Genomic DNA, 16,203 nt, shown 5'->3' with positions numbered 1-16,203 from the left:
TCCGTGACCCGATTCGGGTCACGGAGAACGGCATAAGCGTTCAGGTCGGTCAGGCCTTCTCCACCGGGGTGATCGGCAAGCGCAGCGCGCCGGGCGCGTCCGCCGGAACCACCGGCGCCTTCGGCGCCACCGGAGTCAGCCGCCGGTAAACGTCGCCCTGTGCGGGACGCGGGTCGGCCTCACCCTTGTTCGGCCACAGGGAGATCGCACGCTCGGCCTGCGCGCAGATCGACAGCGACGGGTTCACGCCGAGGTTCGCGGTGATCGCCGCGCCGTCGGTGATGTGCAGCGTCGGGTAGTTCCAGACGCGGTGGTAGGGGTCGATGACGCCGGTGGCCGGGTCGTCGGAGATGACGCATCCGCCGAGGTAGTGCGCGGTGAGCGGCATGTTGAAGATGTCGCCCCAGGTGCCGCCCGCCAGTCCGCCGGGCAGCTTGGCCGCGATCCGGCGGGTCGCCTCGTTGCCCTCCGGAATCCAGGTCGGATTCGGCTCGCCGATGCCCTGCTTGCTCGTCACGTACTTGAACGGACCGCGCTTGCGGACGAAGGTCGTCAGCGAGTTGTTGTTGTTCTGCATCACGAGCGCGATCACCGTCCGCTCGCTCCACTTGCGGACGAAGAACAGCCGCAGCAGCATCAGCGGGTTGGTGACGGCGTTCTTGAGGAACTGGCCGAGCCGGTTGGGAACGCTGCCGCCATCGGTGAGCAGCGTCTGCAGGTAGGCCATCGCGTTGCTGCCCTTGCCGTACCGCACCGGCTCGATGTGAGTGTTGGACGTGGGGTGGAACGACGAGGTGATCGCGACGCCCTCGGTGAAGTCGCGGCTCGAATCGTACGACCGCGCCTGCGCCCCGAGGATGGATTCGGAATTGGTGCGTGTCAGCACGCCCATCGCGTCCGAGAGCCTCGGCAGGGTCGAGCCCTTGGCGCGATGCATGATCTTCTGCGTATTGAACGTGCCCGCGGCGACGATCACCTGGTCGGCGGTGAACTGCCGCCGCCGGGCGCCGAACGGGCCCCAGGACGACGACCCGTGCGCCGACACCAGCCATGAGCCGTCGGCCCGCTGCTCCAGGCGATCGACGGTGGTCCGGTCGATGATCGTCGCGCCGTTCCGCTCGGCCAGACCGAGGTAGTTCTTCATCAGCGTGTTCTTGGCGCCGACGCGGCAGCCGGTCATGCACGCGCCGCACTCCGTGCAGGCGGTGCGTTCGGGACCCGCGCCGCCGAAGTAGGGGTCGGGCACCGTCTGGCCCGGGGCGCCCTCGCCGCCGGTCTTGGCTCCGAAGAAGACGCCGACCGGGGTGGAGGTGAAGGTGTCGCCGACGCCCATCTCGTCGGCCACCTCTTTCATGATGCGGTCCGAGTTGGTGAACGTCGGGTTGGTCACCACACCGAGCATCCGGCGAGCCTGCTCGTAATGGGGCGTCAGCTCCGATTCCCAGTCGGTGATGTGGTTCCACTGGGGATCGGTGAAGAACGGTGTGGGCGGCTTGTAGAGCGTGTTGGCGTAGTTCAGCGATCCGCCGCCGACGCCGGCGCCGGCGAGAACCATCACGTCCTTGAGCATGTGGACGCGCTGAATGCCCATCAAACCGAACTTCGGCGCCCAGACGAACCGGTTGAGACGCCAACTCGTCTTGGCGAACTGGTCGTCCTCGAAGCGGCGACCGGCTTCGACGATGCCGACGCGATATCCCTTCTCGATGAGGCGGAGCGCACTGACGCTGCCGCCGAATCCGGAACCGATGATGAGGACGTCGAAATCAGTCTGCGCCATAGCCGACCATACTAATGATCATTGTCTCATTATCGAAAGCCAGTGTAGGCTACGCTAACTTCTGGTCTCGGTGAATCCGAGCACGGTCGGCGTGACGAAACGAGCGATCACGGCGCGCTCTCGCTCCGGCGACCCTTCTGGCACCGCGAGCAGCGACACGATCACCCGGACCACCCATCGCGCCGCCTCTCCCCCGTCCTCACCGCCGGCGCCGAGGAAGGCCGTCGCCACCGTCTCGATGAACTCCGACGACAGCGCCAGTTCACCGGCCACCCCCGCACCCGCCGCGGTGAACCAGGCGGCCAGCGCGGGATCCCGGCGGACCTCCGTCAGCGCCACGATGATCGACTCGGTCAGCCGGTCCGCAGGCTCCGGTCGGTCGGAGACGGTCTCGGCCACCACGGCGCCGATACGGCGAGCGACCCGTTCGATGTACGCCAGCTGCAACTGGCGCCGGCCGTCGAAATAGCGGTACAGGGTCGCCCGGGAACACCCCACCGCGGCGGCGATGTCCCCCATCGAGGCGTTGGCCCCCTTCGTGGCGAACACCTCGCCCGCGATCTCGAGGATCGCGTCCTGTACGGCGGGCCGCCGGGTGCCGCGCATCCAATCCGCCCCGCGCACTCGGAGATCCTGATCGTCGGTCATGCCGAGAACGGTACCGAGACCGGTCGCCGCACATAGTTTCCGGACGCCCATTCGATTCCGTCGACGTCGACGTGGAAGTCCGGGCACCGCGCGAGCAGTTCTTCGAGCGCCACCCGCGCCTGCATCCGTGCGGCGGCGGCGCCGAGGCAGTGGTGGGATCCGTGGCTGAAGGCGAGGATGTTCGCGGGGTCGCGGCGGACGTCCAGGTCGGCGGCGTCCTCCCCGTACATGCGTTCGTCACGGTTGGCCGACGCGTAGCAGAGCAGCACCTTGCGGCCCGCCGGGATCGTCACCCCCTCGACCTCGACGTCGCGCGTCGCCGTACGGGCCAGCCCCTGCACCGGCGAGGTCAGCCGCAGCAGTTCGTTGACGGCCGACGGCAGCAGCTCGGGTTCCCGCCGAAGAATCGCACGCTGATCCGGATGCATGGTCAGCAGCGCCGACGAGCCGCCCAGCATGCCGGTGGTCGTGTCGTTTCCGCCGGCGACCATTGTGAAGGCGAACGCCAGCACCGACAGGACGCCCGACTGGTCCGCCGGGTCGTCGGTCAGGCCGGCGGCCACCAGATGCGACACCGTGTCGTCGCCGGGACTGCGCTTGCGGAATTCGATGAGGTCGGCGAAGTACGCCATCAGCCCCATCACCGCCTCTGACGCCGATTCGACGGCCGAGGCCATGTCGGCGCCCGGGTTGGCCGCGACGATCGCGTCGGTCCACGCGTCGAACTGTCCGCGATCGGACTCCGGCACGCCGAGGTAGTGGGCGACGACCATGCTCGGCAGCGGTTTGAACAGGTCCGCGGCGATGTCTCCGCCGCCGCGGGAGGCAAGGTCGTCGAGCCGCTCGATCACGAACTCGCGAACCTCGGGCTCCAACGTCGTCACCTGTCTCGGCGTGAAGCCGCGCGCCACGAGGCGACGGAAGGCGGTGTGCCGCGGCGGATCCTGCATCACCATCGGCGGGTTGTCCTGCAGGCCGATGCTCTCCAGTTCGCCGTACGCCACGGTCAATCCGCGCGCCGAGGAGAAGGTCTCCCAGTCCCGCGCGGCGGCCATCACGTCGGCATGGCGAGTGAGGACGTAGTAGTCCGCCGCCGGATCCCCCTCGGGCACCACGTGATGGACAGGGTCGCGGTCGCGCAGGAGCGCGTACATCTCGAACGGATCGCGCCAGGACGGACCCGACCGCAAGGTGAACTCCGGAGACAGATCGTTCTTCATGTCCCAACTATGAGACAGTTCACACATATTGTCAACGACGGACGATGCCTCCGCCTCCCGCCCGCGTCAGCGTGACGGGTTCGTCGCCGCCCCGTCGAGCCACAGCGTGTCGCCGGCATCGCGGTGCGGGCCGGACGTCCCGACGTGTTTCGCGCTGATCTTCGGCCCCTTGGTGATGACGTGGACCAGCGCCATGCCGTGTCCACGGCCGAGCCCGTACTCGTCCTTCAGCCATTCGAGAATCGGCCCGGCCTTGGTGCCCGGGCCGAAACCGCGTTCGGCTGCCTGCTCGACGAGTTCGCGTGGGGTGTGCCCGGTCTTGATCTCGATGGTGTCGAGGTATGCCTGGAATGACATGACGGTTCTCCTGTCGTCGGATGCTGTCACCAGTATTGACAGCCGCCGGCACCGAAACTGATCGGTATCAGCCCGAAACGACTCAGGACGGTTCACGACCATGTCGCAGACCAAGAGAGCCGAGACCCCGGTACTCCGGGGTCTCGGCTCACCGAGTGGGCGACGCCTGGCGTCGCGAGGTCAGGCTCGGACCGAGAGGCCGACCTTCTGGAACTCCTTGAGATCGGAGTAACCCGCCTTCGCCATGGACCGGCGGAGGCCGCCGACCAGGTTCAGCAGGCCGTCCGGATCGTCGGACGGTCCGTTCAGCACGGTCTCGAGGGAAGGCCGCTCCTCGTCGATCGCCACCTGCAGCAACGCACCGCGCGGAGTGTCGGGGTGCGCCGCAGCCGACGGCCAGAACCAGCCGCGGCCCGGAGCGGTGTCGGCGGCGGCGAGCGGTGTGCCCAGCACCGCGGCGTCGGCACCGCACGCGATCGCCTTGGCGAGGTCGCCCGAAGTGTGGATGTCGCCGTCGGCGATCACGTGCACATAGCGTCCACCGGTCTCGTCGAGGTAGTCGCGACGGGCCGCGGCCGCGTCGGCGATCGCGGTCGCCATCGGGACCCCGATGCCGAGGACCTCACCGGTCGTGGTGGATCCCTCCGTGGAGCCGTATCCGACGATGACGCCCGCGGCGCCGGTACGCATCAGATGCAGTGCCGTGCGGTGGTCGTGCACGCCTCCGGCGATCACCGGGATGTCGAGGTCGGAGATGAAGGTCTTCAGGTTGAGCGGTTCGGCGACGAGTCCGTCCTCGTGGCCGCGGTCGACCAGCACCACGTGCTCGGCGGAGATGATCGTGCCATGCACCACCAGAATCTCGGCGCCCGCCTTGATCAGCGCGGGTGTCAGTTCGGGGGCGTGCTGGGGGCTCACCCGGACCGCCGTGGTGACACCGGCCTCCCGCACTCGGGCGACGGCCTGCGACAGCAGGTCGAGGTTGATCGGGGCGCGATGGAGCTCCTGCAGGCGACGGATCGCCGCGGACGGGTCCGGATTCTTCTCCGCGATCTCGACCAGCTCGGCGATCTTGTCCTCGACGTGCTCGTGGCGGGCCCAGAGGCCTTCGCCGTTCAGCACGCCGAGCGCACCGAGCTTCCCCATCGCGATGGCCGACTCCGGCGAGCCGAGCGCATCGGTCGGATGGTTCAGGATCGGCGATTCGAAGCGGTATGCATCGATCTGCCATGCGGTCGAGACGTTCTTCGACGACCGCGTCCGCCGGGACGGGATGATCGAGATGTCTTCCAGTTCGTACGTTCGGCGAGCCGTCCGGCCCATGCCGAATTCGACGAGGTCACGCACCATTGCGCCTTTCTAGTGGAAACTCAGGCGAGCGGGCTGCGGCGGTCGCGCCGCAAACCGGCTCAGCGTGCATAGTAGTTGGGCGCCTCGGCGGTGAGGGTGATGTCATGCGGGTGCGACTCCTTGAGACCCGCCGCGGTGATCTGCACGAACTGCGCGTTCTGCAGGTCGGCGATGGTCTGCGACCCCGTGTAGCCCATGGCCGCGCGGAGGCCGCCGGTGAGCTGATGGATCACCTGTGACAGCGGTCCGCGGAACGGCACCCGACCTTCGATGCCCTCGGGGACCAGCTTGTCCTCGGCGAGCACGTCGTCCTGGAAGTAGCGGTCCTTGGAGTACGACTTGCCCTGGCCACGCCCCTGCATCGCACCCAGCGAGCCCATGCCGCGGTAGCTCTTGAACTGCTTGCCGTTGACGAGGATCAACTCACCCGGCGACTCCTCGGTACCCGCCAACAGCGAGCCGAGCATGGCGGTCGAGGCACCGGCGGCCAGCGCCTTGGCGACATCGCCCGAGTACTGCAGACCGCCGTCGGCGATCACCGGGACATCGGCCGCCTTGCACGCGGCGACGGCCTCGAGGATCGCGGTGATCTGGGGCGCGCCGACGCCCGCGACGACGCGGGTGGTGCAGATGGAGCCGGGGCCGACGCCGACCTTGACCGCGTCGACGCCCGCGTCGATGAGCGCCTGCGCACCCGACCGAGTCGCGACGTTGCCGCCGATCAGCTGGACGCGGCCGCCGACCTCCGCCTTGAGCTTGGCGATCATCTCGAGCACCCCGCGCGAGTGGCCGTGGGCGCTGTCGACCACGAGCACGTCGACGCCGACCTCGGCGAGGGCGAGCGCGCGATTCCACGCCTCGTCGCCCGCTCCGACGGCCGCGCCCACCAGCAGCCGGCCGTCGGCGTCCTTGGTGGCGTCGGGGTGCTGCTCGGTCTTCACGAAGTCCTTGACCGTGATCAGTCCGGTCAGCTTGCCGTTGCCGTCGACGATCGGCAGTTTCTCGATCTTGTGCCTGCGCAGCAGACCGAGCGCCGCCTCGGCGGAGACGCCCTCGGACGCGGTGATCAGCGGCGCGGGAGTCATCACCTCGGACACCGGCCGGGTCTCGTCGGCCTCGAAGCGCATGTCGCGGTTGGTGATGATGCCGACCAGATCGCCGGACGCGTCGACGACGGGCAGACCCGAGATCCGGTACCGCGCACACATCGCGTCGACCTCGGCGAGCGTGTTGGTCGGCAGACAGGTGACCGGGTTGGTGACCATGCCCGCTTCCGAGCGCTTCACGGTCTCGACGGCGGCGGCCTGCGCCTCGATCGAGAGGTTGCGGTGCAGCACGCCCATACCGCCGGCGCGCGCCATCGCGATCGCCATCCGGGCCTCGGTGACGGTGTCCATCGCCGAACTGACGAGCGGGACCCGGAGGGTGATCTCCCGGGTCAGCCTGGACGAGGTGTCCACGGCGTTCGGGACGACATCCGACGCCGCCGGGAGCAGCAGTACGTCGTCGAAGGTGAGGCCGAGCATTGCGACCTTGTCGGGATCATCTCCACCAGTGCGAACCTGCGTCATCTGCACATCGTATCCGCTGTGGATTGAGGAAGCCTGTCCGCCCGGTTATCGGCTACGGTGGAGGACGTGCATGACCAGTTCCCCGGACTCCCGCCGGACCCCTTCGCCGATGACCCGAACGACCCTGCGTCGGCCCTGGACGCGCTCGACCCGGGAATCCCTCTTGACGAGGGTGAACGCACCGCGGTGGAAGAGGATCTCGCCGACCTCGATGTGTACGAACGCCTCCTCGCGCCGCGCGGTGTGCGGGGCCTGGTAGTGATGTGCGAGGACTGTCGCGAAGATCACTACCACGACTGGGACATGTTGCGCTCCAATCTGCGCCAATTGCTCGTGGACGGCACGGTCCGACCGCACGAGCCCGCAGTGGATCCCGAGCCCGACGACTACGTCACCTGGGATTACTGCCGCGGGTACGCCGACGCCTCACTGCGCTATCACGAACGCTACTGATCCGCAGGGGAACGAACTCCTAACACACGCGAGGGACCGTGATCGTCGATCACGGTCCCTCTCGCTGTTCGGACTACCTCGCGGCCCCTCGGGTCAGCGGATGCTCTCCGACGGCGCGGTGGTCGTCACCGACGCCGACGCCGTCGCCGACGACGTGGTGGTCGTCGGCTTGTCCGTGTCCGTCTTGCTCGTGGACGGTTCCTGCGTGGTCGACGGCGCGGTGCTCGGGCTGCTCGAACCGCTGGAGGAGCCCGGCGGCTTCAGCATCACGGTCGGGTCCGGGACGTCGGGGCTGGTGGCGGAGGTCGGCAACGGCAGCGACGGCAGGGACGACAGCGGCGGAATCAGCGCACTCGGGTCCTGCCTGCGCACGTCCTCGATCAGGCTGCGCAGTTGATCGGCCTCGGACTTGTCCTTGAGCGGGCCGATGTCCTTCTCGGCCTTCGCGATCAATTCGCGGGCCTTGACGGTGTCGCCCGCGGCGAGCGCCTTCTTGGCCTCGGCGATGTTCTGCTCGGCGTTCATCCGCGACTGCGTCTGCTGCGCCTGCTCGGAGAACACCACCTGCTTCACCGACCACAGCGGATCACCGGGCTGCGATCCCTCCGACAGCACGAGCAGGCCGGCACCGGCGACCGCCAGGATGGCGGCGGCACCCGAGACCACCCGGAGCCTGCGCGCCAGTCCGCCGCGACGCTCCCGCTCGTTGGCCCGAGCGATGGCGGTCTCGATGTCGGCGATCGTCGGCGTGCTCGGAACCGGCCCGGCCAACGACTCCGCGCGCCACTGCGCGAGCAGACCGGCGAGCCGGTACTCGGCGTCGTCGCCGATCCGGGCGGCCCTGCCTGCCGCGAGATCGTCGATGAATTCGTCGTCGTGGTGCACCGCGCCCACGTCGATGGGACCGGTAGGCATTTCGTCCTCCGTCATCGACGTTCACCTCCTGGGGTCATGAGTTTCTTGAGCTTGGTGAGCGCCCGATGCTGTGCCACTCGCACCGCTCCCGGGCTGCTGCCGACCATGTCCGCGGTCTCCTCAGCGGAGAGACCGACGACGAGCCGAAGCACCAGAATCTCGCGTTGCTTCTCGGGAAGGGTGCCGAGAAGATCTCGCATCTGCCTCGAGGCATCTGATTCGAGGGCAGCCTGTTCCGGCCCGTTCGAGAAGTCGAGCGAGTCGGGGACGTCTTCTACCGGATCTGACTTCACGCGGGCCGCCGAACGCATCGCGTCGGCGACCTTGTGCGAGGCGATGCCATATACGAACGCCATGAAGGGACGCCCCTGGTCTTCGTACCGGGGCAACGCCGTCATCACCGCCATCAACACCTCCTGAGCCACGTCGTCAGCGGAGAACAAGTGTCGTTCTCCGGCACCGATTCGTCCTCGGCAGTAGCGCAGGACTGGTTCCCGCACACTGTCGAGCACTGAGGTCAGCGCAGCGCGGTCACCATCGGCCGCCGCACGGACCGCCTGGCCCAACGCATCACCTGTAAGTTTCATCGCCGCTTAGGTGCCCGGGTGTTACGCATTCGGGAGACTACTGACCGCGGTGCGCCGTGTGGTTCGCCTAGATCAGTCATCAATCAAGCGTACCGAGCCGCGTGCGCCGAACCCGCCAAGGGCGCGAAGCCCATGCCCAGGCCGATGAGTTTCTCCTGGATGGCGGCCGCCGCCCGGCTCTGCTCGTTCCGGTCGGCGGCGAACGAGGCGAGCATGCTGCGTGCTGCCCACTCCAGCGGCGCCAGTCCGGCCGCCGCGCAGTCGCCTGCGACGTTCCGTGCAGTCTGCGCCGCCGCCTCGACCCGGCCCGAGGCCGCGTCGGCGGCAGCGGCGATCAGTGCGGTCTTGAGCCGATGGCGCACCGACGGTGCCCCGGCGGACAACTCGAGCGCCCGCGCCGCGAGGTCCGCGGCGTCGGACCGGCCGGTGTACAGGGCCAGTTCGGTACGCACCCACGCCAGGCGCAGTGCCGGACGGCCGTCGAGCACCCAGTTCCCGCGGGCCGCCGTCGATACTGTGCCCGCCGATTCTGCCGCCGCGCGTTCCAGGAGCCGGGCCGAGCCGGCGAAGTCGCCGATCCCCAACCCGTCCGCGGCCAGCCCGACGAGGGCGTCCACTCGAGCGACGGCGGCCCAGCGGCTCTCCTCCGCTCCCGCGCTCACCGCGACGCGCAGTGCCGCACCGTCATCGGCTCGCGCGTACCCGTGACCCCCGGCCTGCCGCGTGAGCGACGCGCGAGTCGCCAGTGCCAGTGCGGTGACCCCGGCGCCGGTGGCCGGATCGGCGAGCAGGTCGGCGATCAGCGCACGCGCCGCGGCGGCCCTGCCGAGCGCTCCGAGCCGAACCGCACGCGCCCAGCGATCGCCCCCCGGCGGACAGTCCGGCGGTGCGTCGACGCCGAATGCGTCGTTCCACTGATCCGACATTCGCAATTCACCTTTCACTACCGGCGCCTGCGCGCAGAATGAAGATTTCATTTCGACTAACAAAAGATGATCACGTGGAAGCAGAATTGCCGCAGTCGACAACTCCCGTTATCTCCGACGTAACCTTCGTACGATTGCAGTCCATCCTCCCACCGAGGCGCCGCGCCGTTCGACCGGCCCAGCGCCTCCGCCCTCGATCAACAAAATCGCAGGTAAAGGGCGACATAGAGTCGGAGTATCCGTCGCCCGCCGAGACCGCCATGGTCCCCGTCACGTCACCGGGCGTTCACTTGTTCGCTTTTAATCGCAGTGATTCGAGACCGGAGAACGAGTTGACTCGCTTTTCCGGACGCACATACCGTGAGCGTCGTAGGTAAGAGCGTTTCTCATTCAGGAGCGAAGATTGACGACCACAATCGACAGACTGCCCGGCCCCAACTCCGACTTCTGGGACTGGCAGATGCAAGGCAGATGCCGAGGGCTCGAATCGTCGGTCTTCTTTCACCCCGAGGGTGAGCGCGGCCAGGCGCGGATGCAGCGCGAACGGCGTGCCAAGCAGGTCTGCGCCGACTGCCCCGTGCTGCAGCAGTGCCGTGCGCACGCCCTGCGTGTGGACGAGCCGTACGGGATCTGGGGAGGCCTCACCGAGTCGGAGCGGAATCTGATGCGGCGACGCAATCCCCGGCGCCTGGCCGGCTGAGCGTCCCGGAGCGCCGGTCCCTGTACGAGGCCCCGAACGCCCCGGACATCGAGCCTCAGACAGCGATCAGCCCCGGTTGAGATCGGACTCAACCGGGGCTGATCTGTGTCTGTCCGCCGACTGGCGTCAGCCGACCACCGCGAGGATGTCGCGGGCCGACAGGATCAGGTATTCCTGACCTGCGTACTTGATCTCGGTGCCGCCGTACTTGCTGTAGATGACGACGTCGCCTTCCTTGACGTCGACCGGGATACGGTTGCCCTGATCGGTGACGCGGCCTTCGCCGACAGCGATGACCTTGCCCTCCTGCGGCTTCTCCTTGGCCGAATCCGGGATGACCAGGCCGGAAGCAGTGGTGGTCTCAGCCTCGACGGCCTGAACGAGGATCTTGTCCTCAAGCGGCTTGATGTTCACGCTCGCCACGATGTCAGTTCCTTTTCCTTCATGTAACTGATGGGAAGTTCGCGGCACCGGGTCGCTTTGCCACGTCGTCGCGGGTGCCGCGGCGCTGCATTTCGGATGCCAACTAGCACTCTACCCATGAGAGTGCCAGCACATCAAGGGCCCCGGTGTCCGAGCCGGTCGCGGCAGCTCAGAGCTTGCTGATCTGCACGCTCATCCCGGGATCGGTCGCCACGGTGAGAGGCGACGGAGGGGCGCCGCCACCGATCACGTGGGCTCCCAGGGTGGCGACCATGACGCCGTTGTCGGTGCACAACCTCGGCTTCGGCACGCGCAGTTCGATACCCGCGGCGGCGGTCCGCTCGGCCGCGAGCGACCGGATCCGCGAATTGGCGGTCGCACCGCCGCCCAAGACCAGGGTGTCGACGCCGCGATCACGGCATGCGCGCAGCGCCTTGGCGGTCAGCACATCCGCGACCGCCTCCTGGAACGACGCGGCGACGTCGGGCACCGACACGGGGGCACCCGACCGGACCCGGCCCTCCACGTATCGCGCGACGGCCGTCTTGAGACCGCTGAAGGAGAAGTCGTACGGCGCGTCGCGGGGCCCGGTCATGCCGCGCGGGAACGCGATCGCGGCGGGATCGCCGCCACGGGCGGCCGCGTCGAGTGCGGGACCCCCCGGGTAGCCGAGATCCAGCAGCCGCGCCACCTTGTCGAAGGCCTCCCCCGCGGCGTCGTCGACGGTGGTGCCCATTTCGACGATCGGCTGTGACAGGTTCTGCACGCCGAGCAGATGCGTGTGCCCGCCGGAGACCAGCAGCGCCACCGCGGGCGGCATCGGACCGTGCTCGAGGGTGTCGACCGCGACATGTCCGCCGAGGTGATTGACCGCGTACAGCGGCACATCCCAGGCCAGCGCATACGCCTTGGCCGCGGCGACGCCGACCAGCAGGGCTCCGGCGAGTCCCGGTCCGATCGTCACCGCGATGGCGTCGGGCCGGTCGATCCCGGCCGCCTCACGCGCCCGCTGCATCGTCGGGACCATCGCCTGCAGGTGGGCCCGCGAGGCGACCTCCGGGACCACGCCGCCGTACCGCGCGTGCTCGTCCACCGACGATGCCACTTCATCGGCCAGCAGCGTCGCCGTCTCGCCGTCCCATTCGACGACACCGACTCCGGTCTCGTCGCAGGAGCTCTCGATACCCATCACGATCATGAGGTCGCGTGCCCTTCCGGCCGGTGATTGCCCGGTTCGTCGTTACTGTGTTCGTCGCTGCTGTGTTCGTCGCTGCTGTGTTCGTCGCCGTCCCGGCGCGCGGCGCGCACCATCGTGTACGCGTCCGCGCCGGACGGCTGATAGTAATTGCGTCGCACTCCCGCCACCTCGAATCCGCTGCGCTCGTACAGCGCGATCGCCGGGACGTTGTCGGTGCGCACTTCCAGGAATACCGGCGCGTGGACGGCGTCGGCAACCCGCAGCAACGCGTCGAGCAGAGCCCGCCCGTAGCCGCGCCCCTGGCAGGCGGCGTCGACCGCGATGGTGTGCACCTCGCACTCGTGGTCGCCGGCACGGCCCAGCACGCTGATACCCGCGTAGCCGGAGACCGGGGCGCCCGGGGCGGTGCGCACCGCGAAGTAGGTGTTGTGCGGCGCCCGCAGTTCGGCGACGAAGCCGGTCAGCGGCCACGGCGAATCCGTGGCGAAGAGTTCCCGCTCGATCTCGGCACATCGGGCCAGGTCGGAGGGAGTCAGTTCGTCGACGACCGGGCCGGGGCCCTCACTCATGTGTCGCCGAGGGCAGCAGCGACTTGCGCTTCTGGTCCTTGAGTTCGACGGCGTCCGGGCGGCGCAGGTACAACGGCGTCAGAGGCTCGGCCGGAGCCCGAGCGGTGAGTCGCTCGGCGGCGACGGCGACCAGCGAGGCCGGAGTCGGTGTGACCAGGTCGGCGCCCGCCGCGCCGAAGCGCTCGGTGAATCTGCTCTCCCCCACCACGTCGGAGAGCGTGCGGCCCGCCAGTTCGGCGACCAGCGTGTCGGGTGAGTCGACGGCCGGTCCCGCGACACGCCGACCGGCCTCGTACAGCGCCCAGTACACCTCGCGGCGACGGGCATCGGTGAGTACCAGTCGCGTCCCCGCCTCCGGCGCAGGCGTGCCGCGGTCGATCGCATCGAGCGTGCACACCCCGTAGACGGGAAGGCCGAGCGCGTCGGCGTACGCCGCTCCGGTGGCCATTCCGACGCGCAGCCCGGTGAACGGTCCGGGACCGCAACCGACGACCACGGCGTCGAGGGCGTCGCCCGCCACACCCGCCTCGGCGAGCACGTCCCGCATCAGCGTCGTGAGCACTTCGGCGTGACGGCGCTGATCGGTCACGATCCGCTCCGCGAGCGTCACGGGCCCCTCGTCGCGCAGTTCCACCACGCCGGTCACCACGGCGGAAGTCGCGGTGTCCAGCGCCAGAGCCCGAATCGGCGGCTGCGCGGTCATCGGTTCACCCACTCCCAGGTCGCATGTCGTGTCTCGGTGTCGTCGTCGCGGCGCAGCCGGACGATGAGGTATTCGTCGACGAGTCGCTCCACGACGCCTTCGCCCCATTCGACCACGACCACGCTGTCGTCGAGGTCGGTGTCGAGATCGAGGGCGTCCAGATCGTCCAGGCCGCCCAGCCGGTAGGCGTCGACGTGGACCAGGCCGGTGCCGCCGGGCACGCCGGGAGCGTGCTGACGGGCGATGATGAAGGTCGGCGACGAGACACGGCCGGCCACCCCGAGCCCGGCGGCGATACCGCGCGTCAGCGCCGTCTTCCCCGCACCGAGCGGACCGTCGAGGATCACCAGATCCCCCGGGCCGAGGTCGGCGGCGAGCTCGCGGCCGAGGTCTTCGGTGTCGGCTACCTCGGGCAGGTCGCGGGTTCCGGAGGTGCGCTGCGGCGTCATCCCTGTCGCTCCGATCGTGCGTGCTTGTCCGAACGCGCGCGGCCGGAGAGCCGCCACGGCAGCACCGGCCGGCCCAGCGCCAGGCGCGACCGCGAGACCAGGTCGTCGATGGCGTCGGTGACCAGCTCCGGGTCCTCCATGGGGAGCATGTGCCCGCAGCCCTCCGCGATGACCATGCGGGAGTCGTGACCGAGCTGTCCGTACATGCTCAGTGAGTTCGGCAGCGGCGTCAGCCGGTCCTCGTCGCCGCACATCACCACCGTCGGTACCTGAGCGAGCACCGGCAGCGCCGTCGCCTCGTCGTGGCTCTCCAAGACGTGCAGGAAGTTCACCATGGTCGCGATCGACGTGTTCTGAATCATCGACTCGACGGCGTGGCCGGCGCGCGGACTGTAGTGGTCGTGGCCGAAACTCGCCGCGACGAGCACCGGTTCCACCGCCCGGCGCGTGATCCCCCGGCCGGCCTGCACGGCGCCCGGGATGTAGCGGACCGACAGGCGCAGCGCATCGACGATCGGGTTGTTGAGTCCTTCGCCGAGCCCGGCCTCGGTGATGCCCCTGGCCGCCGTGGAGACCAGTGCGACGCCCGCGATGCGACCGCTGTGAGAGAACATCCGCGAATGACGTCGCGCGAACGACATGATCGACATCCCGCCCATCGAATGGCCCACCAGAACCACCGGTCCGGTCGGCGCCATCGTGCGGATCACCGCGGCGAGGTCGTCGCCGAGCTGCGCCATCGTAGAGCTCTCGGCGGACGCCGGGTCGCTCGCTCCGTGGCCGCGCTGGTCGTAAAAGACCATCTTGATGTGCCGGCCCGCCCAGCGCTCGGCGAGACCGAACCGCTGGAAGTGCCAGGCCGCCATCCGCAGGGTGAACCCGTGCACGAAGACCACGGTCAGCTCGGGCGTCGCGGTGCGCCCCCACTTGCGGTCGCTGCGCACGTCGGGACCGCCGGTGAGCACCGTGCGGACCGCGAGACACACACCGTCGTCGGCGGTGACCGTCGCAGCTTCGTCGGCGTAGATCGCTTTGAAATCGACGCCCGCGTGCGGATCGATCCGCCCGTCGGCCTTGCGGAGCTTGCGGCGGCGGAAGGCGCCGCCCGCCGTCACCGCGCCGAGCGAGCGCGCCTCCGACAGTCCCGAGCGCCATGCGGCCTTCCGTCGCGGCTTCGCACGCTCGCGGTCAGGCATCGACGTCTCCCCCGGGACCGCCGACATACCGTCGCACCGCGCGCGAACCGATTCGGGAGATGATCTCGTAGTCGATCGTGCCGATGGTGTCGGCCCAGTCGGTCGCGGTCGGCACCGGCGCGCCGCCCGCGGCGCCCGCGGGTCCGAACAGCACGGCCCGGTCGCCCTCGGCGACGCCGCCGCCGTCCGGTCCGAGGTCGATCACCAGCTGATCCATGCAGACCCGCCCGACGTTCGGGAAGATCCGGCCGTTCACGTGCACGCCGAACCGGCCGGACAGCAGGCGCGGAACTCCGTCCGCGTAGCCCGCGGGCACCACGCCGAGAACGGTGTCGGCGGGAGCGACCCACGTGTGGTTGTAGGAGACGCCCTGCCCGGCCGGAATCTTCTTGACCAGCGAGATCCGCGTCTCCAGCGTCATCGCCGGAATCAGCCCGAAGTCGCCGATGTCCGGGACCGGCGAGTAGCCGTAGATCGACAGTCCCGGACGGACCGCGTCGCGCGCCAGGTCGGGCCGGGTGAGCGCCGCCGGAGAGTTCGCGATGTGTACCAGCTGCGGCCGTACGCCGCGCGCACGCAGGTCGGCGACGGCATCGTCGACACGCTGCGCCTGCTGTGAGTTGAGCGGATGGTCGGGCACGTCGCCGAAGGCGAGATGACACATCACACCGTGCAGGCTGATCGCGCCCTCCGCACATGCGGCAGCCACCGCGTCGGCGGTCTGCGCCCATTCCTCCGGGCTGACGCCGCTGCGCGCGAGCCCGGTGTCGAGCTTCACCGTCACCGTGGCGGTCCGGCCGAGTCTGCGCGCCTGCGCCAGCACCAGCTCCAGCTGCCGAGGCGAGGAGACGGCGATGTCGATCCCGTCGGCGATCGCCCCGGCGAAATCGGCCTCCGCGGTGTGCAGCCAGGCGATCAGGTGCCCGTCGATGCCGGCGGCGCGCAGTGCGCGGGCCTCGCTGATCTGCGCCACACCGAGCGCGATGGCACCCGCTCCGAGCGCGGTGCGGCCCACGGCGACCGCCCCGTGCGCGTAGCCATCGGCTTTGACCACCGCGATCACATCGGAGCCCGAGCGCTCCCGCAGGACGCCCACATTGTGGGCGATGGCGTCGAGATCGACAGTGGCGTAGAGGTTAGCGTGCGAGTCCATCGCAC

The 16,203-nt window shown here is 69.1% G+C and carries 18 protein-coding genes; 2 read left to right on the top strand and 16 right to left on the bottom strand.

Annotation, left to right across the window (positions count from 1 at the left end):
* Positions 1-49: 49 nt before the first annotated feature.
* The 6 genes from ACZ5QD_RS01630 to guaB all read right to left on the bottom strand — a co-directional run bounded on the left by ACZ5QD_RS01630 (position 50) and on the right by guaB (position 6,926).
* A complete protein-coding gene (locus ACZ5QD_RS01630) occupies positions 50-1,780 on the bottom strand; it encodes a GMC family oxidoreductase N-terminal domain-containing protein (protein ID WP_433820469.1) in 1,731 nt (576 codons plus the stop codon).
* A 54-nt stretch (positions 1,781-1,834) separates the two neighbouring features.
* Positions 1,835-2,428 (bottom strand): TetR/AcrR family transcriptional regulator, encoded by a 594-nt coding sequence (locus ACZ5QD_RS01625; protein ID WP_231875708.1) that lies wholly within the window; start codon positions 2,426-2,428, stop codon positions 1,835-1,837.
* Positions 2,425-3,648, bottom strand: a complete 1,224-nt coding sequence (locus tag ACZ5QD_RS01620) for a cytochrome P450 (protein ID WP_464367056.1) — start codon at positions 3,646-3,648, stop codon at positions 2,425-2,427. The genes ACZ5QD_RS01625 and ACZ5QD_RS01620 overlap by 4 nt, the downstream gene beginning before the upstream one ends.
* A 66-nt stretch (positions 3,649-3,714) precedes the next feature.
* Positions 3,715-4,005, bottom strand: a complete 291-nt coding sequence (locus tag ACZ5QD_RS01615) for a DUF4287 domain-containing protein (RefSeq protein ID WP_006897182.1) — start codon at positions 4,003-4,005, stop codon at positions 3,715-3,717.
* 180 nt (positions 4,006-4,185) lie between these two features.
* Positions 4,186-5,352 carry a GuaB3 family IMP dehydrogenase-related protein gene (locus tag ACZ5QD_RS01610; protein ID WP_039867727.1) on the bottom strand — a complete coding sequence of 389 codons (1,167 nt, stop codon included), beginning with the start codon at positions 5,350-5,352 and terminating at the stop codon, positions 4,186-4,188.
* Positions 5,353-5,414: 62 nt separating this feature from the next.
* Entirely contained in the window at positions 5,415-6,926 is a 1,512-nt protein-coding gene (guaB, locus tag ACZ5QD_RS01605) for an IMP dehydrogenase (protein WP_006897180.1), read from the bottom strand.
* A gap of 66 nt (positions 6,927-6,992) precedes the next feature.
* Between guaB and ACZ5QD_RS01600 the strand changes: the two genes are divergently transcribed.
* Entirely contained in the window at positions 6,993-7,379 is a 387-nt protein-coding gene (locus ACZ5QD_RS01600) for a DUF5319 domain-containing protein (protein WP_039867726.1), read from the top strand.
* 93 nt (positions 7,380-7,472) lie between these two features.
* On the opposite strand, the gene ACZ5QD_RS01595 is transcribed toward ACZ5QD_RS01600, so the two are convergent.
* From ACZ5QD_RS01595 to ACZ5QD_RS01585, 3 genes are all read right to left on the bottom strand, one after another.
* Positions 7,473-8,294, bottom strand: coding sequence for an anti-sigma-D factor RsdA (locus ACZ5QD_RS01595; protein ID WP_051999664.1), 822 nt, complete (start codon positions 8,292-8,294; stop codon positions 7,473-7,475).
* Positions 8,295-8,305: 11 nt separating this feature from the next.
* Positions 8,306-8,881: a sigma-70 family RNA polymerase sigma factor gene (locus ACZ5QD_RS01590; RefSeq protein WP_006897177.1), complete on the bottom strand. Its 576-nt coding sequence runs from the start codon at positions 8,879-8,881 to the stop codon at positions 8,306-8,308.
* 83 nt (positions 8,882-8,964) lie between these two features.
* Positions 8,965-9,807 carry a hypothetical protein gene (locus ACZ5QD_RS01585; RefSeq protein ID WP_006897176.1) on the bottom strand — a complete coding sequence of 281 codons (843 nt, stop codon included), beginning with the start codon at positions 9,805-9,807 and terminating at the stop codon, positions 8,965-8,967.
* A 460-nt stretch (positions 9,808-10,267) separates the two neighbouring features.
* Between ACZ5QD_RS01585 and ACZ5QD_RS01580 the strand changes: the two genes are divergently transcribed.
* Positions 10,268-10,507, top strand: coding sequence for a WhiB family transcriptional regulator (locus ACZ5QD_RS01580; protein ID WP_045540292.1), 240 nt, complete (start codon positions 10,268-10,270; stop codon positions 10,505-10,507).
* Positions 10,508-10,633: 126 nt separating this feature from the next.
* Here ACZ5QD_RS01580 and groES read toward each other — a convergent pair whose 3' ends face one another.
* From groES to alr, 7 genes are all read right to left on the bottom strand, one after another.
* A complete protein-coding gene (gene groES, locus ACZ5QD_RS01575) occupies positions 10,634-10,930 on the bottom strand; it encodes a co-chaperone GroES (protein ID WP_006897174.1) in 297 nt (98 codons plus the stop codon).
* 169 nt (positions 10,931-11,099) lie between these two features.
* Positions 11,100-12,128: a tRNA (adenosine(37)-N6)-threonylcarbamoyltransferase complex transferase subunit TsaD gene (tsaD, locus tag ACZ5QD_RS01570; RefSeq protein WP_045540289.1), complete on the bottom strand. Its 1,029-nt coding sequence runs from the start codon at positions 12,126-12,128 to the stop codon at positions 11,100-11,102.
* Positions 12,125-12,697, bottom strand: coding sequence for a ribosomal protein S18-alanine N-acetyltransferase (rimI, locus tag ACZ5QD_RS01565; RefSeq protein WP_045540287.1), 573 nt, complete (start codon positions 12,695-12,697; stop codon positions 12,125-12,127). Before rimI ends, tsaD begins: the two co-directional genes overlap by 4 nt.
* Positions 12,690-13,400 carry a tRNA (adenosine(37)-N6)-threonylcarbamoyltransferase complex dimerization subunit type 1 TsaB gene (tsaB, locus tag ACZ5QD_RS01560; protein WP_045540286.1) on the bottom strand — a complete coding sequence of 237 codons (711 nt, stop codon included), beginning with the start codon at positions 13,398-13,400 and terminating at the stop codon, positions 12,690-12,692. Before tsaB ends, rimI begins: the two co-directional genes overlap by 8 nt.
* Positions 13,397-13,849, bottom strand: a complete 453-nt coding sequence (gene tsaE / locus ACZ5QD_RS01555; RefSeq protein WP_006897170.1) for a tRNA (adenosine(37)-N6)-threonylcarbamoyltransferase complex ATPase subunit type 1 TsaE — start codon at positions 13,847-13,849, stop codon at positions 13,397-13,399. The genes tsaB and tsaE overlap by 4 nt, the downstream gene beginning before the upstream one ends.
* Positions 13,846-15,045: an alpha/beta fold hydrolase gene (locus ACZ5QD_RS01550; RefSeq protein WP_045540290.1), complete on the bottom strand. Its 1,200-nt coding sequence runs from the start codon at positions 15,043-15,045 to the stop codon at positions 13,846-13,848. Before ACZ5QD_RS01550 ends, tsaE begins: the two co-directional genes overlap by 4 nt.
* Positions 15,038-16,198, bottom strand: a complete 1,161-nt coding sequence (alr, locus tag ACZ5QD_RS01545; protein WP_346075956.1) for an alanine racemase — start codon at positions 16,196-16,198, stop codon at positions 15,038-15,040. The genes ACZ5QD_RS01550 and alr overlap by 8 nt, the downstream gene beginning before the upstream one ends.
* Positions 16,199-16,203: the final 5 nt, after the last annotated feature.

The organism is Gordonia sp. J1A (assembly GCF_055393515.1).
This window is presented reverse-complemented; position numbering and strand designations above follow the sequence as displayed.